The sequence below is a fragment of the Pseudomonas sp. WAC2 genome (assembly GCF_030403525.1).
GTDB classification, from domain to species: domain Bacteria; phylum Pseudomonadota; class Gammaproteobacteria; order Pseudomonadales; family Pseudomonadaceae; genus Chryseomonas; species Chryseomonas luteola.
Genome location: NZ_JAUEPD010000004.1, coordinates 470,162 through 491,194, shown reverse-complemented (window position 1 = coordinate 491,194; position 21,033 = coordinate 470,162). Strand labels below are relative to the sequence as shown.

General features: G+C 52.6%; 18 protein-coding genes and 1 pseudogene. 8 read left to right on the top strand and 11 right to left on the bottom strand.

What is annotated here, in order from left to right; genetic code table 11:
* Nucleotides 1–427, bottom strand: a 427-nt coding sequence (locus QWJ10_RS11790; protein ID WP_289926509.1) for a cellulase family glycosylhydrolase, incomplete at its 3' end; no start/stop codon positions are given.
* A gap of 519 nt (nt 428–946) precedes the next feature.
* On the opposite strand from QWJ10_RS11790, the gene QWJ10_RS11785 reads away from it, so the two are divergent.
* On the top strand, nt 947–2,875 hold the full coding sequence (locus QWJ10_RS11785; protein ID WP_289926508.1) for an EAL domain-containing protein: 1,929 nt from the start codon (nt 947–949) through the stop codon (nt 2,873–2,875).
* A gap of 948 nt (nt 2,876–3,823) precedes the next feature.
* Here the strand turns inward: QWJ10_RS11785 and QWJ10_RS11780 are convergent.
* Together QWJ10_RS11780 and QWJ10_RS11775 are read right to left on the bottom strand one after the other, a co-directional pair.
* Nucleotides 3,824–4,993 carry a Gfo/Idh/MocA family oxidoreductase gene (locus tag QWJ10_RS11780; RefSeq protein WP_289926504.1) on the bottom strand — a complete coding sequence of 390 codons (1,170 nt, stop codon included), beginning with the start codon at nt 4,991–4,993 and terminating at the stop codon, nt 3,824–3,826.
* 25 nt (nt 4,994–5,018) lie between these two features.
* Nucleotides 5,019–5,942 (bottom strand): TIM barrel protein, encoded by a 924-nt coding sequence (locus tag QWJ10_RS11775; protein ID WP_289926501.1) that lies wholly within the window; start codon nt 5,940–5,942, stop codon nt 5,019–5,021.
* A gap of 371 nt (nt 5,943–6,313) precedes the next feature.
* Between QWJ10_RS11775 and QWJ10_RS11770 the strand changes: the two genes are divergently transcribed.
* The gene (locus QWJ10_RS11770; protein ID WP_289926499.1) at nt 6,314–7,375 is read left to right on the top strand and encodes a LacI family DNA-binding transcriptional regulator; all 1,062 of its coding nucleotides are present in this window, start codon (nt 6,314–6,316) and stop codon (nt 7,373–7,375) included.
* A gap of 175 nt (nt 7,376–7,550) precedes the next feature.
* Entirely contained in the window at nt 7,551–7,802 is a 252-nt protein-coding gene (locus tag QWJ10_RS11765) for a DUF1654 domain-containing protein (protein ID WP_019367167.1), read from the top strand.
* Nucleotides 7,803–8,050: 248 nt separating this feature from the next.
* On the opposite strand, the gene QWJ10_RS23175 is transcribed toward QWJ10_RS11765, so the two are convergent.
* Nucleotides 8,051–8,338, bottom strand: a complete 288-nt coding sequence (locus QWJ10_RS23175; protein ID WP_354669628.1) for a hypothetical protein — start codon at nt 8,336–8,338, stop codon at nt 8,051–8,053.
* A complete protein-coding gene (locus QWJ10_RS11760; RefSeq protein ID WP_232235466.1) occupies nt 8,325–8,900 on the bottom strand; it encodes a GAF domain-containing protein in 576 nt (191 codons plus the stop codon). The genes QWJ10_RS23175 and QWJ10_RS11760 overlap by 14 nt, the downstream gene beginning before the upstream one ends.
* An 812-nt stretch (nt 8,901–9,712) precedes the next feature.
* Between QWJ10_RS11760 and QWJ10_RS11755 the strand changes: the two genes are divergently transcribed.
* Nucleotides 9,713–10,144: a carboxymuconolactone decarboxylase family protein gene (locus QWJ10_RS11755; RefSeq protein WP_010798870.1), complete on the top strand. Its 432-nt coding sequence runs from the start codon at nt 9,713–9,715 to the stop codon at nt 10,142–10,144.
* Between the two features lie 145 nt (nt 10,145–10,289).
* Here QWJ10_RS11755 and yghU read toward each other — a convergent pair whose 3' ends face one another.
* Entirely contained in the window at nt 10,290–11,129 is an 840-nt protein-coding gene (gene yghU, locus QWJ10_RS11750) for a glutathione-dependent disulfide-bond oxidoreductase (protein WP_026004143.1), read from the bottom strand.
* A 687-nt stretch (nt 11,130–11,816) separates the two neighbouring features.
* Here yghU and QWJ10_RS11745 point away from each other — a divergent pair.
* Nucleotides 11,817–12,695: a glycoside hydrolase family protein gene (locus QWJ10_RS11745; RefSeq protein ID WP_289926491.1), complete on the top strand. Its 879-nt coding sequence runs from the start codon at nt 11,817–11,819 to the stop codon at nt 12,693–12,695.
* Between the two features lie 269 nt (nt 12,696–12,964).
* Nucleotides 12,965–13,336 (top strand): hypothetical protein, encoded by a 372-nt coding sequence (locus QWJ10_RS11740; RefSeq protein ID WP_150346235.1) that lies wholly within the window; start codon nt 12,965–12,967, stop codon nt 13,334–13,336.
* A 119-nt stretch (nt 13,337–13,455) separates the two neighbouring features.
* Here the strand turns inward: QWJ10_RS11740 and QWJ10_RS11735 are convergent.
* Together QWJ10_RS11735 and QWJ10_RS11730 are read right to left on the bottom strand one after the other, a co-directional pair.
* Nucleotides 13,456–13,629 (bottom strand): annotated as a pseudogene (locus QWJ10_RS11735) (hybrid sensor histidine kinase/response regulator); the annotation flags it as partial.
* A 106-nt stretch (nt 13,630–13,735) separates the two neighbouring features.
* Nucleotides 13,736–14,521, bottom strand: a complete 786-nt coding sequence (locus QWJ10_RS11730; protein ID WP_289926487.1) for a hypothetical protein — start codon at nt 14,519–14,521, stop codon at nt 13,736–13,738.
* Between the two features lie 507 nt (nt 14,522–15,028).
* Here QWJ10_RS11730 and QWJ10_RS11725 point away from each other — a divergent pair.
* On the top strand, nt 15,029–16,435 hold the full coding sequence (locus QWJ10_RS11725; RefSeq protein WP_289926485.1) for an APC family permease: 1,407 nt from the start codon (nt 15,029–15,031) through the stop codon (nt 16,433–16,435).
* A gap of 83 nt (nt 16,436–16,518) precedes the next feature.
* On the opposite strand, the gene QWJ10_RS11720 is transcribed toward QWJ10_RS11725, so the two are convergent.
* The 3 genes from QWJ10_RS11720 to QWJ10_RS11710 all read right to left on the bottom strand — a co-directional run bounded on the left by QWJ10_RS11720 (nt 16,519) and on the right by QWJ10_RS11710 (nt 19,725).
* Entirely contained in the window at nt 16,519–16,671 is a 153-nt protein-coding gene (locus tag QWJ10_RS11720; RefSeq protein WP_232235467.1) for a hypothetical protein, read from the bottom strand.
* 142 nt (nt 16,672–16,813) lie between these two features.
* Nucleotides 16,814–18,520, bottom strand: a complete 1,707-nt coding sequence (locus tag QWJ10_RS11715) for an EAL domain-containing protein (protein WP_286786747.1) — start codon at nt 18,518–18,520, stop codon at nt 16,814–16,816.
* Between the two features lie 287 nt (nt 18,521–18,807).
* Nucleotides 18,808–19,725 carry a LysR substrate-binding domain-containing protein gene (locus tag QWJ10_RS11710; protein ID WP_289926484.1) on the bottom strand — a complete coding sequence of 306 codons (918 nt, stop codon included), beginning with the start codon at nt 19,723–19,725 and terminating at the stop codon, nt 18,808–18,810.
* A gap of 98 nt (nt 19,726–19,823) precedes the next feature.
* On the opposite strand from QWJ10_RS11710, the gene QWJ10_RS11705 reads away from it, so the two are divergent.
* Nucleotides 19,824–21,029, top strand: coding sequence for an MFS transporter (locus tag QWJ10_RS11705; protein ID WP_289926483.1), 1,206 nt, complete (start codon nt 19,824–19,826; stop codon nt 21,027–21,029).
* Nucleotides 21,030–21,033: the final 4 nt, after the last annotated feature.

Genomic DNA, 21,033 nt, shown 5'->3' with positions numbered 1-21,033 from the left:
TGATTTCCTGGTAGCGCGCATACGGAACGCCACTGGTCCCAATCACCTGGCCGCGATAGCGTGCATAGTTATGCAGGTCCAGAATGATCTTGATGTTGTGCTTTTGCGCATAACCAAAGGTGCGGTCTATCAGGGCTACATAGGTAGGATCCAGCGGGCCACCCAGCTTGGGTTGCAGGCGCTCCCAGATGATGGGGAAGCGGAATGTCTTGATACCCCTGGCGCTCCACTGCTGGAAGTAGGATTCCACTGGAAAAATATAGTTGGTGCCATTGATTCCAGGTAGAACATGGGGAGCAAATCCCGCACCGGACAGATTCAGACTAACCAGATCGACCGGTTCGGCTTGGGCCGCTGCACTGCCAAAAGCCAGGGCAGCGATGAAGGGAAGACTTTTTAAAAGACGCTTGGAGAAACGAACGGACATACTGATATTCACCATACTGCAAGTAGTCAGGTAAAGGCGTCTTCTATCCGTATCCGTGAGGCCAGAACTTGAAAAATAAGTGTTTCAGTCGTGTGGGTTACGGCTGAAGCGCTTCCGGGCATGCAGTACCTAATACAACTAGCGTGCCAAGACATGCTCAAGTGAGGCGTGGCAAACTCATTATTTTTTGGGTTCGCTAAGTATTTGCCTGCTAAAGAGTTTTCAATATCTATCGGCTAGCTATTCTTCGTGGCAGCGTGGCGCACCAAAGAAAAAGAGCTGGCTGGTCAGTCAAATAATTGAGGCCATATATTTGACATTTTCCTCGCCGGCCTATACCTGACGCCTGAAAACCGTCTTATGAATTGATCGGTAACTCCTGCCGGTTAGCAGCTGTCCAACCTGCAGACAAGAGGTTTTTTGCTCCCTTAGAGATCTGCTCATGGCAGATCCGCTTACGCCAGATATTGGTGTTGAATAGATCATCTTGATGTCACTGTCGCGTCAGAGAACCATGTGATGAATAAATCCTTAATGGGTTATCTGGTTAAGCTCCTGTCTGTTCCAGAGCACCACCCAGGGTTACTAAAGGCCCAATACGTTGCGTTAGCCCGGCAGTTACCACTCATGTATTTCGTACTGTTGGTCAACTCTTGGGTCTTGGCTATCACTCACGTTGCGGCTGCGCCCTACTGGCTGACTCTTCTTGTGCCGACACTTCTGACAGTTATATGTGGAATACGGGCCATAAACTGGTGGCGCGTCAAAGCCATCCCCCCAACCGAAGCTATCGTAGCGACGCTCAGGCGAACGAACCGGCTAGCACCTTTGATCGCTGGAGGGTTCACGCTCTGGTCGTTGGCTCTGTATCCCTATGGTGATGCCTACAGCCAGGCACATGTTGCCTTCTTCATGGGTATTACCGTGATTGTCTGTATCTTTTGTCTGATGCATCTGCGCTCCTCAGCGCTCATCGTGACGGCAGTGGTGGATCTTGCTTTCATCATTTTTTTTGCAGCGACCGGTAATCCTACCTTTGTTGCCACCTCCATAAACATTCTGCTCGTATCCATAGCCATGTTGGTGGTGCTGCAAAACAATTACCGGGATTTCACCAACCTGATTGATGTTCAGGAAAAGACTGAAGAGCTAAGCAATGAAAACCTGCGCCTGGCCAATAAGGATAGTCTGACCGGACTACCCAATCGCCGTCAGTTTTTCAACACGCTTGAGAGTGCGCTAGCCGAGGCAACCCGTAAGCGGAGATCCCTTGCAGTAGGCATTATCGATCTTGATGGGTTTAAGCCAGTTAATGATCTGTATGGTCACAGCACAGGCGACAGGCTTCTGGCGATGGTTGCACAGCGGCTTCAAGGCTTAGCCAGCGAGACGGTACATATTGCGCGTTTGGGAGGGGATGAGTTTGCGGCAGTGATTAATGATCCGCTAAGCGATGAGGAGTTAAACACGTTTGGTCAGAGGGTCTGTCAGGCATTACGCGCCGAGTTCATGCTGGCCGATGTGTCTATCCAGATAGGAGCAACGGTTGGTATCGCCACCTTTCCACGAATGGCTGGTAGCGCAATTCAGTTATACGAGTTTGCAGACTATGCGCTGTATCAAGGCAAGCGCCATAGCCCTGGCACGGTATGCCTCTTTTCAGAGAGCCACTATGAAGAGCTGCACTCTGCAGTTGAGGTGGAGCAGGCGTTACGGAGAGCTAATTTCGACCTTGAAATATACGTGCTGTTTCAGCCGATTATCGACTGGTCCACTCGCACGACCGTAGCCTTTGAAGCATTGGCCAGATGGCAAAGTCCAGAACTCGGTTTTGTGCCGCCCAACCGGTTCATTCCAGTTGCTGAGCGCACTGGCTTGATCAACCGTTTGACCCTGGCGCTGTTAAACCAGGCATTGCATAAGGCATGTTCATGGCCTGGTGAGATACGCTTGTCATTCAACCTGTCAGCTCATGACTGTGGAACCTGTGAGAGTGTCCAACGCATCATAGATGTAATTAGGGGAAGCGGTTTTAATCCATCCAGACTTGATCTGGAGATTACTGAAACGGCAATCGTGCAGGATGTCGTTCAAATGAAGCAGGCCATTGAGCAGTTTCGCAGATTGGGTTGCGGGATCTCTATGGATGACTTCGGTACAGGCTATTCGAGCCTGAGCCAGCTTCATGCGCTTCCCTTTACGAAGCTGAAGATTGATCGCAGCTTTGTGACCAACATCCAGGACAATCCTGCGGGTTACAAAATAGTGAAATCTCTGATTGGCCTAAGCCAGGATATGCAGCTGGATTGCATTATCGAAGGTGTCGAGACACAAGAGGAGATGGCGGTGCTTGCCGATCTAGGAGGAACCCTGGTGCAGGGCTATCTATTCAGCCGCCCAGTTTCTTTTGAAGACTCATTAGAGTGGTTGAAAAAAGAGGAAGCCTAAAAGCAGACTCAGCCGTAAGGGATGGTCCTTTGAGGTTAGGGCAAGGCGCGACAATTTCATTAAATACAAACCCACCCAAGGCAGCGCTGGCTAATACGGGCTACTGAGATAAATAAAGGAATCTGAGTGTTGTCAGCAGTACTTTGGTTTGTCTGACTACAGTCAACTAACTGCACCAGGACAAGCCCCCGGCTCCAGTTAGTGAGGTAATCGAGAGTGGTTTTGCCGCCACTTAACAACCTCGTCTCCAAGCGAGCTGCTTACCTTGCAGATAATCGCTTCACGCGCAGCAGCATGAGCATAGATGCAGGCTAGGCTGCAAGCAGAGCCCCTTAATGCTGAAGCAGCGTAAGCAGGTTTGAGGTGACCGAGTTGGTGACACGTGTTGGTCAGCACAAACACATCTACGAAGTTCTTGACCTCGCACGTTGCAGCGGGGTTAGCTGGAATCACGCCACTCAGCGCAGGTTGTACTCGCCATCCCTATATTTTGGTTTCAGCACCTCTTTCCCTTCGAAGCAGCCACTGACAGTTATGATGGTGCCAGTAAGTAAAAGCGTTCCTACTACTTTGTTCGTGATCAATCTATTAGCAGCCTTTAATAGGGTGATTCTATGTCTGCAGAACAGTAAGCCTGAAGGAAATATAAAAAAGAACCTGTGCCACATCCATGAAGGCTGGCTAATAAGTGGTGACATAAGAGCTCCTGCTTGCAGCTAAGGACCAAGCCAAGAGAAATCCGTCCAGACGTGTCTGCATGGGTAGGGGTGGTTTTTGCGGTTGCTAGTACTGTGGTGGCTGTGACCCAGGCTATGGACCTGCTAATAATAGCGGCACTGGTTGAAGCGTGCCTTATAAAGCCAGTGGCGCGGTGTCCATGCTGTGGCCTGGATTGGGAGTAGCCGTTCTCCCCGTCCTTTACAAGGCAAGGAGGACGGCAATTTACCGTCAATAGTCAACCCATGCGCCGCCCTGATCTGCAGACTGTACGCAGCGCTCAACCCAACGCACTCCCTCGACGCCAGCATGGATGTCTGGGTAACGAAGCGTTTTTAATAGCGTGCTATCGTTACGGTCCGTCGCGTCCATAGCCAGGGCGAAGCGGTAGTAGAGATTGGCCCACGCCTCGAAGAGCCCCTCGGGGTGACCTGCGCCGATGCGGTCGTCGATCAGGGCGTTGGCGTGGAGGTAGGCCATGCCGCGCTCCAGCACTTGAGCTGGTTGACCCTGGATTTCGAATGAAAGCTGGTTAGGACGTTCATCCCACCATTCAAGACTGGCCCTGGAGCCGATCACGCGGACCTTCTGACCATGCATGGAACCTGCGTTTACAGCACTGGACCAGACCATGCCCATGGCACCACTGTCATATTCCATGAGAGTATAGGCATTGTCCTCCAGCGGGGCACGGCTTTTGACAAAGCTCTGGCGCGAGCACATCAAGCGCTTGATCTTCAGATCAGGCAGCACAACTTCTGAAATATACAGCGGATGGGTACCTATATCGCCTAGTACGTAGCTAGGGCCCGCTATGCGCGGGTCCATACGCCATAGGGCGGCCCCGTTTTGTGACTCTACGGAGTCACTGTGAAAACCGTGGGCAAATTGCATGTGTACCATCCGAATTTCGCCCAGTTCGCCTTGGGCAATCATTTGGCGGGCCTGCTCGATCAGTTGATGGCCGGCGTAACCATAGGTCACGCCTACGATCCTGTTTTTCGCCAAAGCTACTTCACGCAATGTTTCAGCTTCCGCCACTGTAAAGCACAGGGGCTTTTCGCAGATTACGTGCAAGCCTGCCTCCAGAGCCGCCTTGGTAATAGCGTAATGCGTGCCATTGGGTGTGGCGATGGATACCGCCTGAATACCATCTGGTCGCTGGGCCTCCTGTTCAAACAGACTGAGGTAGTCCGGGTAACAGCGTTCAGGATCGACACCTAGTGTTATGCCAAATTCGAGGCCGCGTTCAGGATTGATATCGAATGCACCAGCTACCAAGGCAAAGTTCTGATCACGCAAGGCGGCCGAACGATGAATATAGCCGATCTGGCTATCACGACCGCCTCCTACCATGGCCCAGCGGATGGGGTGGGGGATACGCTTGCTGCCATTAATCATTGTTATTGTCCTTTAGCAGAGTGGGTTAGAAACCGATCGTAGAGAGGTAGCTGCGGCTGGCCGCAACATCGTGCAGGGTGCCCTTGGCGTTGCGTGGGTCGCGCTCCTGTTCGACGGTGATGTAGCCCTGATAACCCAGTGTTTGAATGAGGTCGTATAGGGCGGGGTAGTTGATGACGCCGCGTCCAATTGGGCACATGACGCCTTTGGCACAGGCATCAAAGAAGCTAATGCGTTCATCCATGACCTGATCGAATATCGCCTGGTCGATATCTTTGAAATGCAGGTAGTCAAGGCGACTTCCGTACTGGCGGAGCGTCGTTACCGGGTCCATGCCGGCGTAATACAAATGGCCTGTATCCAGGCACAGACCCGCAACATCGTCGGAAATATCTTCCACCAGCTGCGCCAACTCATCGGCGAACTCGATATAGCCACCGGCGTGCGGGTGAATCACTGTTCGCACGCCGTATTCCTTCCAGCTGAGGTCGGCTATGGTACGGATGTGACTCATCATGTGCTGCCAGTCCTGCTGGGGGAGACGCGGAGCCCGGTCAGAATGGCCGGCGTTATAGTCGCGTTCTTCATGTCCCCAGTCGATTACAACCAGATAGGGCATACGGAAACGTTGGCCGGGCTCCTGCTCGATAATGGGTAGGTGCGTAAGTAAGGAGCAAATAGAGTGCGTCTGCTCCAGAAGAGTTGACAGGTTTCGAGGGTCGACAAGGTTATCGAAGATAGTTCCGGCAACCACATGCAGATCATGTGCGGTCAGAACATCACCGACTGTGTGAACGTCTAGCGGAAGATATCCATAAGGACCTAGTTCAATCCCACGGTAACCGGCCTGCGAGGCTTCGTGCAGTACATGCTGCCAAGGGGGAAGAAAAGGATTGTTGACGTCATCAACACCCCAACAGCAAGGGGCAGTGGATATTTTTATGGCCATGTTGCGCTCCGAGGCTTGTTGTTATAACGGGGCTGTAGCACGTGATCGAAAGGCTAGAAGGCTTAGAAAAGTAAAGCTAGAGAAGGGATGGCGTTATCTGTCAAAACCTTTCAAACAGGTAAAACAGACTTTCATTTCCTGTCAAAAGCGCACGCATGCCATTTAGGAAGACGTTGAAGTTTTTCTGGTGGACTTAACTATCGAAAAGAGAACGCATAAGTCTTAAGACAGCTATGCTACAAATAGCCTGTAAGCCAATCCATTTGTAATGGAGTAGCCTGCAGCGCAGGGCCTCTTTGCTAGTAGCAGGTGCTATAGTCGCGACGGAACCTATCAAAACCTGTCAAACAAGCGGCTTAGGTAATCCACGCATGTCAGAGCCTTCTAGTGTCGCGTCGCGTCGCCCTACTATGGAAGATGTAGCCCGTCTGGCAGGGGTCAGCCTGTCAACAGTGGACCGGGTCATCAATCTGAGAGCCAGAGTGCGTGCAGACACAGCGCGGCGTATCGCCGATGCCGCATCTCAACTGGGTTTTCATGCACGGGGCATTATCGAACAGCATCTGGCAGGGCAGCGGCCCATCGTGCGGCTGGGCTTTCTGCTCATGAAGCAGGGCGTGGCGTTTTACCAAGGGTTAGCCGAAGCGCTGGCCGAGGCAGCCGCCACCACGCTCAAGGCACAGGTAAGGGTTGTGATTACCTATCTGGATGACTTTGACCCTTCTACCACGGCGCAGCGGATTCTAGCGTTGCGTGGTCAGGTAGATGCACTAGGTGTCGTTGCAGCCGATCACCGTGAGGTATGCGAAGCGGTGGCCTCCTTGCGTGCAGAGGGTATGCCTGTAATCGCTCTAGTGTCTGATTTGGCAGCCTCAGCGGGTGCAGGTTATGTAGGGCTTGATAGCCGCCGGGCGGGACGTACAGCCGGCTGGTTCATTACCCAGCTGGCTCGCCAGCCAGGGGCGGTAGCGCTATTGATCGGCACTCAGCGCTTCCAGTGTCAGGAGCTGTGTGAAATGAGCTTTCGAAGTTATTTGAGCGAGCGGGCCGGGGAGTGGGAACTTCTGGTACCCAGGCTTACGCTGGAAGATGAAATGTTCGCTTATGAGAACACCTTGGATTTATTAAGAGGCCAGCCTGATCTGGCAGGGCTGTACGTGGCGGGAGGAGGGATAGAAGGGGTACTGCGTGCGCTCGGGGAGGTACGCGAGCGGCAAGGATGCTTACCCGTAGTGGTCTGTCATGATCTGACGCCTCTTACCCAGGCTGCCTTGAAGGATGGTCTCGTCCAGGCGGTATTGTCGCATCCGCTCGGCGTCATGGCGCAGGATGCTGTGCATGAATTGGTAAAGGCGGCTCTTGCTGCACCGGAGCAACTGCCAATGAGGCGAAATTCGCTTGCGCCGTATATCAGTACACCCGAAAGTGTGTAATCACTCCTTAAGTTAATAACTTCCTGGAGGGCCGAACGTCCTGTGAGAGGACAGCCACATACAGGATGAGCATCAGTCGCGTAACTACATACGCTCGGAAGCTGGTTCATGAAACGGCTTGATCTCCACACCACAGATATAATACTGTAAATGCATACAGTATTGAGCTATGCGTATGGCTAAGAAAACCACGTCCTCTCCACCTACCCCAAAACCCTATGACTTACTTGCTCTGCGTCTTCAGCGGGTTATCAACAGTCCAGCCGCACAGCGCGCAAAAACAGCCCTGCTTGAGCGGCTCGAAAGCGATCCGGATGAGGTGTGGGAGCAGATCATGGCGGAGCTTGAGGAAACCGACAACGTAACCTTGGCTTTTCGTGATGATGGGAACGTCCAGATTTTTTGGACCGTTCCGCAGGAGGGGTGATCTGAAGCCCTCTCGGTTTCTCTGCGGCTCGATTCAAAGTGATCACCTATGTATAAACATCACCTAGCTGCGCACCGTCCATGATTGATCCAGCCGTGTGGTGTAGTTCTGGCTTATCAGCTGGTGCCGCATGGCTCAGCCGGGATCAGCCGTAACTCGCTTCGAGCCGGTCGGCACCTGCTGACTGCTCGGGCTGGAATAACCCCATGGAATATTCGTCACGTTGCTTAAGGCCTGTCAGGAGGATTTCAAACTTGGCGTAGGCATAGCCCATCCTGATAGATGTGCTTCAGTCCGTGCAGGGCGTACTGGATCAGCACGCGCGTGTCATCGATGGAATAGGGCAGGTTCAAAATGGCCCTTTTCGAGTAACGGTGCTCTGGCGGGGCCATGCATGCCGGTCTGCTTAGGATCTGGCAGAGTAACTGTTGCGCCCTGAGCCTTTCCGCAGCCCGAGCCGTGCAGCTGGCCAATGACACGGCCAGGGCGGAACAGGTGTATTGGCGCTGGTCGAACGCGCAGCTAATATCTCGCATCATTCAAGTTATAAGCAGGCTCGCTCAATGCAGCCAACGCCGGACTATTGGTTAGTAGACTAATGTCTTGTATGAGCTTGTGCATTATAATTTCACGCTGGAGACAGTTAGCCAGATCCCGTAAGCGCATCATTTGGTCGTGTTTTAATGTTCTGGCATGAGTATCAATAATGCAGAGCGTGCCGATAGGTAGATAACCTGGCATATACAAGGGACAACCTGCATAAAACCGAATGTAGGGGTCTCCGGTGACCAAGGGATTATCGGCGAAACGCAAGTCGGCTTTGGTATCAGGGATATAAAGAACTGACTTTTCTAAAATTGCGTGGCCACAAAATGAAATTTCGCGAGACGTTTCACTGACTCCAAGTCCAGCGCACCCTAAGAACCACTGCCGATTTACATCTACCAGCGACACCGCTGCGATAGGCACATCGCACAAGGCTTTGGCAAGCCGAACAAACCGCTCAAAACGCTCATCCTTTTGACTATCGAGCAGGCCAAGTGAATGAAGCGCCTCTAGGCGTTCCTTTTCAACAGGGTGAAGTTGAGGAGTTTTCATAGTTTTTATATCCGAGGGCTTGCCTGTTGTGTCTAAGGGCCTGGGTCGTAAAAGTGGCATGGCAGTCTGACCTTGCGAAGCCAGTTAGATACAGCCAAGAAAGGCGCAACTAACCAGGAGGCTGATTGAACGAAAATGGATAAGCTCGATGTAGTCAATATATAATGTGATAGATGTCACATTATTCCAGGCGTGCTTTAAATCTACTCCTGGGTTCTCAAAGGTAAAAAACAACTGATGAATAGCTGTTTGATGCAGTTATCGCATGTATTTGGAACCAGTGAACGGGTCGAATTCAGGCGTGAGCAAACCATGTGGCTTGTAGGCTCTGTCTGAAAAAGATTTTCTCAAGCAAATCCATAAGCAAGCCAGAGAAATCATGGCCTAGAAGCTGCTGGTGAGCTTCTCGAAAAGGGTGACTGTTCGACAATGCTTCTTAAGCCAGTTAAAGAGCTGCTCGATAGCATTACGCTTACGATAGGCGGGTTGGTCAAAGAATCTGGGCAGGCCTGTCCTGGGGCGGCGATGCAGCTGACGTAGGGGGAGGATGGGTCAGCTCTGGAGGCTTTCATCAAGGCTCCCGGGCGCGTCAGCCAGATTTTCTGAGTCCTTATCTGCGTCACGTCCTGAATACCATTGGCTTATTCGATGTGCACTTTATTATCTCGAGGGGCTGGCATCGGGTGCTGACACTGCACGTGAAGCCTTGATCAACGCGCGCCAGCAGCTAGCTCGGGAGCCTTTGTTTCACACGTTAGCGTCATCGCCAATTGAAAATTAACTCGATCTATAGTTCATGGCAGGAGAGTTTCATGAGCCAGATGCGTCTTCCTTTCGCTACCTTATCGCCAGCCGCCTATGAAGGTTTACTGACTACCAATAATGCCCTGGTCAAGGGTTCACTTGGCATTTCGCTGGTGGAGCTTGTCTATTTACGTGTTTCACAGATTAACGGCTGCGCCTATTGCCTAGGTAAACATGCCAAAGCGCTACGTGAAGCAGGCATGGCTCAGGCCAAGCTTGATTGCCTGGCCGGGTGGCGTATCAGCGAGCACTTTGATGCGCGGGAAAAGGCCGCCCTTGCCTGGGCGGAGATCCTTACCCATGTCTCCAGCCAGGGCGCGCCCGATGCTGTATACCAGCCGCTGAAAGAACATTTTAGCGATGCGCAAATTTCCGATCTAACCTTTGCCATTTCGCTGATGAATGCGTTCAACCGACTGGCGGTAGGGATGCAGCTCTAGCAGAAGCACTTGATAATGTGTTGGGCTTAACTGTGCAACATTTCGGCGAGCGGTGTTTAACGCAAAACAAGCAGGACGGTGACTGAAAGCAGAGCCGTTTGCTTGCGTGTGGCGTCGGCCATCAGATGGCCGACGCTGCTGACGATCAGTCCAGATCCGACGCGTCGTGCCGCTCGGGTACTTGGTCTGTCTCTTCACCCCATGTGCGATTGACCTTACGTCCGCGAATCACGGCGGGGCGTTTGGCAATGTCAGCTGCCCAGCGCTGTACATGAGTGTAGTCCTGCACCGAGAGAAACTCGGCGGCATTGTATAGACCACCCTGTACAAGAACGCCGTACCAGGGCCAAATGGCCATGTCGGCAATGGTGTACTCATCGCCCGCAATGTAACGACGTTCGGCCAGCTGCCGATCCAGCACGTCGAGCTGGCGCTTGGTTTCCATGGCATAACGGTTGATAGGATATTCGAGCTTTTCTGGAGCATAGGCATAAAAATGCCCGAAGCCGCCGCCTACGAAAGGGGCCGAACCCATTTGCCAGAACAGCCAGTTCAGGGTTTCGGTGCGTGCCAGTGTGTCGGTTGGTAGAAAGGCACCGAACTTTTCGGCCAGATACACAAGAATGGAGCCCGATTCGAATACTCGAACAGGCGCGTCACCGCTGTGATCGGCGAGAGCAGGAATTTTTGAATTAGGATTGACCTCGACAAAGCCGCTGGAGAACTGGTCGCCCTCGCCAATCTTGATCAGCCAGGCATCGTATTCGGCGCCGGTATGGCCCAAGGCAAGCAATTCCTCCAGCATGATGGTGACTTTTACGCCGTTTGGCGTAGCCAGCGAATACAACTGCAGGGGGTGCTTACCAACCGGAAGAGCCTTTTCATGTGTTGGCCCGGCTACGGGGCGATTGATATTGGCAAAGGTACCACCTGAGGCAGTGGTAGGTTTCCAGATCTTGGGTGGGACGTAAGTGGTATCACTCATGACAGTTTCCTTGGCCGGAGCTAATAAAGTGCGGTCGTCAAATGTGATGATGGGACCGCCTGACCAGCAGTACGTTTCCAGTTGCGCCAGGCTATAGGCTAGCGAAAGAGCAGAGGCACTCGGCATGGCTGGAAATCAACGCCCTGACTGAGGGACAGCCGCGGGTATGACTGCATCAGACTGACTCAACCGCTTTAAAGCGTTTCAACCGAGTATGACAGAACAGTAGCTTTATGATGAAACCGTATCTGCTCTTTCATGATGCAGTAATCGAGCATAAGTCAACGAAGATCAAGATACCTGCCCATCGGTACTGGATACAACGAATAGACTCGGTATTCGCTTAGGATCATGTATATCGATGTTTAAGGGCATATCTTTTAAGAGCGTATATTCAATCGGTATAAAATATATAAAGGCTACTGCTTGATATATTCTTGATTTAATAGAATGGCGGCTTTAGTCAACTATTTATACAGGTATGCCGTTGTAATGATTAAACTTGGTTGTGCTATAGCGAGACTTGGACCTACTTTGGATAGGTAAGGTGACTAGACTATAAAAGTCTCACCGTAATCTACTGAAATTGACCAGTTGAGCGTCAGGTTGACAGAGAATTATAGTCGCCTACGCTCCATAGATACCGTCTGAAACGGCACTCCTGAGGCATTTGTACAAGGAGAGGGGATGAGATCTTTTATACGGCGACTAGCGGTAACGCTGGGCATACTCGTTACGCTTGTAGGTTCACCATTGATTCAAGCGGACCCATCTAGTAAAAGTCCTAAACGGGGCATTGCATATGATCTAACCTCTGGAAAGGATATGAGTGCGTTATCCTCGGGCATAAGTTGGTGGTACAACTGGAGCCCCCGTCCTAGTGATGCCGTAAGTGCTTATAACTATGCGGACGTATATAAAATGGATTTCATTCCCATGGTATGGAATGGAAACTTTAATGATGGAGAGTTGCAGATGTATCTGACAGCTCATCCCACTATACGTTATCTGCTTGTGATCAACGAACCCAATCTAGTGGATCAAGCTAATTTGACGCCCCAGGCAGCAGCCGCCCTGTGGCCTCGCCTCGAGGCTATCTCCCGCAACACGGGCGTCAAGCTGGTGGGTCCGGCAATGAATTGGGGCACTCTTTCAGGCTATTCAGACCCGGTTGCGTGGCTCGACGCCTTTTTTGCTGCGTACAGTTCGGCCCACGCGGGTCGAGATCCGCAAATCGATTATCTGGCATTTCATTGGTACGACTATGGGCTGCCTGGAATGCTTGATCGCCTTGCCCGCTATGGTCGGCCGTTCTGGGTTACTGAATTTGCGAATTGGCATTCCTTGCCTGACGGAGCGCAGATCGACTCCGTAGAAAAACAGAAGCAGCAGATGACCGAAATGGTCGCGCTGTTAGAATCCCGTTCCGATGTATTTCGTTATGCCTGGTTTTCCGGTCGAGTCGATAATGATGTGCATCACTCGAGTCTCCTGGCCAATGACGGCACGCTGACGGAGCTGGGCCGACACTATATATCGCTTCCATTCAATCAGGGCGCCCAGTAAATATCGTCTTTATAGCCGTTATAACAATGTGTGGACAGGCCGCTTCGACGCTTGCTCGTCCGGTAAGCAGCTAGCTTAGTAAGAGAGCTGTTGCGGTTTATTCTGAGCAACTCCTTCAGCAGGTGCCAGATTGAATGAGGTGACTGACGCAGGGGCCGGACTTGAGAGATAACTATCTTTCAACGTAATAGAAGGTATCTCGGCAAACAATTTTTTGAGTGTCAGGTTGCCTCCTACCATAGTGCTCATACCCACCTGAGCACTCAGCCATGACTCTCTCATCTCTCTTTCATAACGCCAGCATGGGCGCCTTGCTGTCCGGACTGATCCTGTTGTCAGGCTGTGCCACTTCCCAGACGGCTTATCTGCAGGACGGAACAGCTGGATACGCCGTGGAGTGCAACGGCTTGTTAGGTCATTGGTCGTCCTGCCATTCGGAAGCGGCGCTACTGTGTGGAGATGAGAGTTATCGTGTGATCAGCCGCAACCGTCTGGATGGCATCACAGAGGAAGAGGCGGAAACCCTTTCCTCCCGCGAAGCGTATCGTGAGCGCAGCATGCTCGTTCAATGTAATGGTCATCAGATCTCGTGGCGTGTAGGCCTGCTGCCACACAGATCATCCCTGGAGCGCTCCTCTTGAGACCTGACGGCTATTCAAAGCGGCTTTGTAGAGGAAAGGGTTCGCCTGCATCGTGCGAAGAGAACCTGGAGAGATGGGGCTAGCACTACTGAACGGTGCGCTATCAGTACCTGCAAACGTCAGGCGTTCATCAGTTCGTTTACCCGGGCAGCAAGCATGTCGATTGCAAAAGGTTTGGTCAGTATCTGCATGCCAGGATCAAGGTGACCGTTACCAATAGCTGCGTTTTCGGCGTATCCCGTGATGAACAGGGTTTTCAGCGTGGGGCGAACTTCTCGCCCTGCATCGGTAATTGCTGACACAGATAGGGGAGTATTAATTGAATGAATATGAGCATGGCCGTTTTGCTTATGGCCATGCTCAGCGGTAGTAACTTGAGCGTCTGCTTGGGTGACCAGCTTATTGAATGACACGGGCGCTATTGCCGACTCCTGTCTGGGTCAGCGTCGTGTTACTGCCCGCAAAGTGCCGTAACTGTTCCACGTGGGCATCATTAAATGTCCCGGTTTGAGACACGACTGTGTGGCTGGCGCCTTCGTACGAGGCCTGGTTTATGAAGGCGGCATTGAAATCGCCCTCTTGGTCCAGCCTTATCGATCCATTATATTGCCCGCTTTGCTGGATATCGGCAGCATTACCATTGCCAATCATAGTGCCGGTAATGGTCTCAGATATGGTGGCTTGATCAACATGAACGGTATTGGCATTGCCAATCACATCGTAGTCGATACTGCTTTGTTCGGCACCTTGCTCGATAGTGACGTTGTTGTCATCGCCTTGAGTATCGCTACGTATTGTGGACCCGTATCCATAAATATATTTAGCTGAAGGTATGAGGAGCTGGTTATTAGCGCCTACTTGTGATGCAGTTAAACGATTGTCAGAGCGGATGTTTTGGATATTGGCCCGGTTGTTATCGCCACTCTGAAGCAGGTCGACCTGACTATAGTAGAACTGCTGTGCCACAATTACGGCTTGATTGCCGTCGCCTTGTAATTGCCGAAGAGTGACAGTGCTATCTGAGCCTTGCTGATAAACAGTGGCTTGGCTGTTGGTTGCCGTTTGTTCGATTGATGCAGAAAGATAATCCCCTTCCTGAGTAAGTTCTGCTGTATTCATTTCCGCTAAAGCACTAATGCTGACTGACAATAGGGCAGTGACGACAAGTGGTTTATGGCCAAACATAGCGCGTTCCATCCTTTCCATGAAAGTTGACCGGGACGAACTGAATTCTGATTCTCTGCCCGTAGCCAGGATCAGGCTATCGCTCTAAAGGGTGGAAACGATGCGGTTTACTGGTTTAAAGAATTAGCTCTAGGCCTTAATGCAAATGTTTCAATAGCACTTGTGCTGACCGTGACTTACCAAAATAAGGTTCGGCATGAGAACGGCCGCAAGACGCTGCATGACCAGTCTGTAACAGGCAGGTCGATTCTTTAGCATCTTCTATCTCCCAGGCCATTTTCAGATTGCTGCCCGTGCGCGCTCACCATCGATTCGCTGAAGGCGTAGTAATGGCTCATGGCCGTGTCAACGGCTGTACGATCAAGCTGACACCCTCATGCAAAAAGGGCGGCATCCAGAGACAAGTAATCCTGGCGGCTGCGCCTCACAGTAGCAGGCATCTGTAGGCACATCGTCCTGCAGCGCAGCAGTTAATGCTCAACGCCATGATGCGGAGAGGGTGACACTATGAATTCGAAAAGTGCTTCAGTGCTTGCGAACGCCAATGTTTCTACCGGAACAACAGTACCCATAAGGAAAAAGCTGGGCTTTCTCACCATGATGTCGATCTGCGTCGGTGTGGTCATCGTGCAGGGTTCGATGATTTCAGCGACGCAGGGGATTGGCTTGGGCGGGATGGGGTTCATTGCCGCCATGCTCATTGCATTTACGCTTGCGCTATTCAATGCTATGACGTTCTCCGAATTGTCCCTGATGTATCCTCAGGCCGGGACGTTGGCTACGTACACGCAAAAGGCGATTGGTCATTTTCCCGCTATCGTGGCGGTATTTGCTGGTTATGTCGTGGTTGCAATGCTGGCACTGCCTGTGGAGATGTTTCTGGTGGATGCCATTGTCAGTCAATTGCTGCCTGGCCTGTTTCCGCCCAAGGTAGTGCCTATCGCCATTCTGATCATTCTGACAGTTACCAATCTGGTAGGGGCCGATGTGTTTGCTCGGGTGCAGAACATGCTGGCCTTTATTTTGGTAGGCGCCCTGGTCCTGATTGGCTTGTCTGCCGTAACGGGTTTTGTGGCACCGCACCCGGATATTACGGAAACCGGAGTGGATTGGAGCTTTATCTCTATCCGGGATGGAAGCTTTCTGGGATTAGTCGCGCTGGCCATGTGGTTGATGGTAGGCGTCGAATTCATCTGTCCCATGATTGCAGAAGTCCATCGACCTGAACGCAATATTCCTCGTGCAATGTTCCTGTCGCTGATGGTAATGCTGGCGATCTTTCTGACCTTTGCCATCGGTGCGTCCTACTATCTCGGCGTCGAGACATTGACTACTTCACCGCTGCCTTATCTTGACTATGCGAATGCGGTATTTGGCAAGGCAGGTCTGCTGATTGCGACAGTCATGGCTTGTGCCGCAACGTGCAGTACCATCAACACGGTTCTTGCCGCGGTTGCACGTATGCTGCAGGGGATGGCTGAGAACGGCCAGGTTTTTCCGCAGTTCAAGTGTGTGAGCAAGCGCTTTGGAACGCCGTGGGTGGCGATTCTTTTTCTCTCTGCAATTGTTTCCCTGCCAGTATTACTCGGCAGCATTGAATCGCTCATTACCCTGGTCATTGCTGCCTCTACCAGTTGGTTGCTGGCTTACATGGTAGCTCATATCAATGTGATCGTTCTTCGCTGGCGCATGCCTGAGCACGCTCGCCCTTACAAGACACCGTTTTACCCGTTGCCTCAATTGCTGGGCATTCTGGGGATGGGCTATGTCGCGCTCCATAACTCACCTTCGCCAGAGATAACCGAGCAGGTCTACAAGATTACCGGTGGTATTCTGCTAGTGGTCAGCCTTGTTGCGGCGTTCTGGGTAAGGGTCTACATGAAGCGCAAGCTGTTCGAGCCTGATCTTTCCTGAGCCAGCGATGTAGAAAAGGGCAAGAATGCGCCCTTTTCGTCAAGCAGGCCGTTGATAAAAGAATCAACGGCTATTAGCGGTCGCTAGAACATGGTGTTTTCGTTGGCAGCCTGCTCAGGGACATCCTGAATGACATCCCAATGCTCGACGATCTTGCCTTTCTCGACCTTGAATATATCTACCACCGCCTGGCCTCGATCATTCGTCCCGTTAGTGGAATGTACGTGCAGATACACCAGATCGCCTTCGGTAGGGCTTCGATTTTGAAAACTATCAAGCCAGTATCTCAACTGCGTGTGCCATGCTGTTCTGATGAAGTGTGTCATAGAGGTGAAACACGTTCCGATACATTGACTGCTGGAAAAGCGTACGGTCTGTTTATGGACTCAAATCTTGCTGGCTCTCACCTTCCCAGGAAGGCGACCGGGAATAATGTTCGACCCATTTCAAGACCTGATCGGCAGGCATGGGCCGGGCGATGCCATATCCCTGGGCCAGCTGGCATCCTATCTCAAGCAGCATTTTGCCTTGAGAGCGCGTTTCGACGCCCTCGGCCAGTACCTCTCGGTCAAAGGCCTTGGACAGACCGATAATGGCTTCGGAAAGGGCCAGGTCTTCCTTGTCAGTCAAAATGTCGCGCACGAACGATTGATCAATTTTAATGGTCTGGGCGGGCAAGCGCTTGAGGTAGCTCAGGGAGGAGTAGCCCGTCCCAAAGTCATCCAGTGAGAATGTCACACCCATGGCTTGGCAGGCCATCAGGCAATGCGTGACATGCTCCATGTTCTCGATGGCAGTCGACTCAACGATCTCGATATCTAGCAGGTTTGGTGAGACTTCCGGATGCCGGTCCAGTATCGTCCGCAGGCGCTCGACAAAGTTGGGTTTCTGAAAGTGCCGGGCAGCGATATTGACACTCACCGGCCAGCTATGACCCAGGAGACTCCACTGCTTGATTTGACGCAGGGCTTGATCGATGACCCATTCACCAATCTCCACAATGAGGTCATTGCGTTCGACGAAAGGCAGGAATTGAAGCGGAGGAACCAATCCCTCATAGGGGCTCTGCCAGCGTAGCAGGGCTTCGAATCCGATAACCTTGCCGGTCTGCAAGTTGACCTTAGGTTGGTAATACAAGCGCAGTTCCTGCCTCATTAGGGCCTGCTCCAGGCGTGCCAGCATCAGGGAGGCTGCCCGCGCTTCGTTGTTGGTTGGCACATCAAAAATCTGAAAGCGGTTTCGTCCGTCTTGCTTGGCCTGATACATGGCCTGGTCGGCATGGCGCAAAAGGGTATCTGGATCCTCGTTATCATTGGGGTAGATAGTAACGCCGATGCTGCCGGCAATCTCCAGACTCTGGCCATCAATCTCGTAGGGCTGGGAAAGCGTTTCGAGTAGGCGGCGCAGGCTGATGGGGAGTGTTTGCAGTTGGATGTCGTTGAGGATCAGGACAAACTCGTCGCCCCCCATTCGGGCCAATGTATCCTCCTCACGGAGCGTTTCGTGCAATCGATTGGCCACTTCTACCAGCAGGCGATCCCCGATGGCATGCCCGTAGGTATCATTGATGATTTTGAACCCATCCAGATCAAGCATGCCCAGCGCGAGTAGGCGGTGATGGCGGCGAGCTGAGGAAATAGCCATACCCAGGCGTTCATGCAGCAATGCCCGATTAGGCAGGCCGGTCAACACGTCGTGGGACGCCCGCCACTGCAGTGCTTGAAGCAGCTCCTGATGCTCGGTCACATCGAAGCGGATTGAGATGTATTTGACGACTTCCTGGGTTTCGTCGTCCGTAATCGGCACGATAGTGCTGTTTACCCAGTACAGGGAGCCATCCTTGCGGCGATTGCAGATCTCTCCCTTCCAGATCTCACCCCGGGTGATGGTGGCCCAGATGCTATCGTAGAACTCCTGCGGATGCTGGCCCGAGTTCAGAATACGATGGTTGGAGCCTAGAAGCTCCTCTTTGCTGTAACCCGACACGGCACAGAACTGATCGTTGACGTAGGTAATGGTCCCGTCTGGATCGGTTTCGGAGAAAATGGCAGCCGCGTCTACCGCAGTCCTGTATTTATCGGTCATGTTAGATAGCAACTACCGCAAAGAATGATATTCAAGCAGCTTGATCTATCGAAGCGCTTCCCGCCTACCGAAGCCAGGACTAGAGATTGGAGTACGATCCGGGCTTACAGCGACGTTAGCACTGGCTCGGCGGTTTGTGCCCGCTGCAAGCACACCGTTGATCCGATAATCGCTGTTCTAGGACGGCCATGGCGGAAGTGCCTGGCTCTAGAACATGTGGGACCAGAAGAACACGATTTGTGTTCTTGGTTATGGGTGCTGCTTTGCCAGCTGGAGTTAGAGCCTTTCTAAGGCGGTGTGCCCACCTGAGCCCAAGGCTCCTGGCCCAGCGCAGTGGTCACGTAATCCAGAAAGCATGTGATGCGGGAGGCGAGGGCGGTGTTGCGATAATAAACTGCATGAATCGGTTGTCGCACCTCGACCGTTTCCCGGGTGAGCAGCTCTATCAGCTCACCGGAGACTCGGTCGCGCTGCGTCATGAAATCGGACAGGCAAACGATCCCTATGCCTTGCAAGGCCATATGACGGAGCGTCTCGCCGCTGGAGGCCTTGAGCGCAGGGTTAACAGAGAGGCTGTCTCCCAGTGGGTGACGCAGGGGCCACTGATTTAGACTTTCGGGTTGGGTAAAGCCGAGCAGCTGGTGATGATCCAGCTCGTCAACGGAATGAGGCTGGCCGTTCGCTTTCAAGTAAATTGGGCTGGCCAGTATCCGCAACCGGCTGCTGCCAAGCGGTCGAGCATGTAGAGTTGAATCCTTCAACGTACCAATCCGGATGGCGATGTCCGTACGGTGTTCGATCAGGTCGATGATTTGGTCACTGCTGTGCAGCTCCAGTTCGATTTCGGGATAACGCTTGTGAAACCCTTCTACAAGCGGGACCAGTGCATGCAGCATGAAGGGCGAGGCGGCATTCACGCGCAAACGTCCCGCTGGGCGTTGCCGCCGTATGGCCATCTGCTCTTCGGTTTCTTCAACGGCCGCCAGGATCTTGCGCGCCTGAGTCAGCAACGTCTCGCCTTCCTCCGTCAACTCAAGCCGGCGCGTCGTCCGCCTGAGCAGGGTGACGTCGAGCTTTTCCTCGAGTCGGCTGAGAGCCCGGCTGACACCAGAGGCCGTTTGGTCCAAATGGTCGGCGGCTGCGGTAATGGAACCGGTATCCACTACGGTGGTAAACGCAAGTAATTCATCGAGGGTCGTTTTCATTCGTGAATTTTAATCAAAAATAATATGCTTGAAACCCTATTTTTAGGCATGAATAAGACGCGCAGACTGGCTTCATCTACTTCAACGGAGTCTTTTTCATGCCTATTGCCTTGTTGGCGCTAACGCTTAGCGCCTTTGCCATTGGGACCACTGAATTTGTTATTGTCGGTCTTATTCCTACCATTGCGGCTGATCTACAGGTTACGTTGCCGTCAGCGGGGCTGCTGGTCAGTCTGTACGCTTTAGGTGTTGCGGTAGGGGCGCCTGTATTGACTGCGCTGACCGGCCGGGTTCCACGTAAGTTTCTCCTGCTGGCGCTGATGGTGTTATTCACGCTGGGTAACCTTCTGGCGTGGCGGGCACCTGGATATGAGTCGCTGATTCTGGCTCGTATCGTGACGGGCCTGGCCCACGGTGTGTTCTTCTCCATCGGCTCGACCATCGCGACTAGTCTGGTGCCGAAAGAGAAAGCGGCAAGCGCCATTGCCATCATGTTTACCGGCCTTACGGTTGCGCTGGTGACAGGTGTCCCGCTGGGCACATTCATTGGTCAGCATGTGGGTTGGCGAGAAACATTTCTGGCTGTTTCGGCGTTGGGAATAATGGCTTTTATTGGGAGCCTGATGTTTGTTCCTTCAGACATCAAGCACAGCAAGCCTGCGTCTTTGCTACAACAGCTGCAAGTACTGAAAGCCCCTCGGCTATTGCTGGTATATGCCATGACCGCGGTGGGTTACGGTGGCTCCTTCATTGCCTTTACGTTCCTGGCGCCGATACTGCAAGACATCACCGGGCTTGGTGCGAATGCGGTCAGCCTGGTATTGCTGATATACGGTATTTCGGTGGCTATCGGTAATATCTGGGGCGGTAAGCTGGCCGATAAACGTGGTCCTATCCGTGCGCTGATGATTATCTTTGCACTGTTGGCTGCGGTGTTGTTCGTATTGACCTTTACTGCAAGCCATATCTGGCTGGCATTGGCAACCGTGCTGGTCTGGGGAGCGGTGGCGTTTGGCAACGTGCCGGGTCTGCAGGTATATGTTGTCCAGCAGGCGGAGCAGCATACGCCGCAGGCGGTGGATGTGGCCTCCGGTCTTAACATTGCCGCGTTCAACCTAGGCATTGCCGGGGGCGCTTGGTTGGGTGGGCATATCGTTGCGCAGGTCGGGCTTATTCATACTGCCTGGATCGGCGGGCTGGTGGTCTTGGTTGCATTGGGGCTGACCCTATTCAGTGGCCGATTGGATCAGCGTAACTCGAGTGCAGCGATGCCATCCCGCACTACACTCACGCCAAGTCACTGATAGG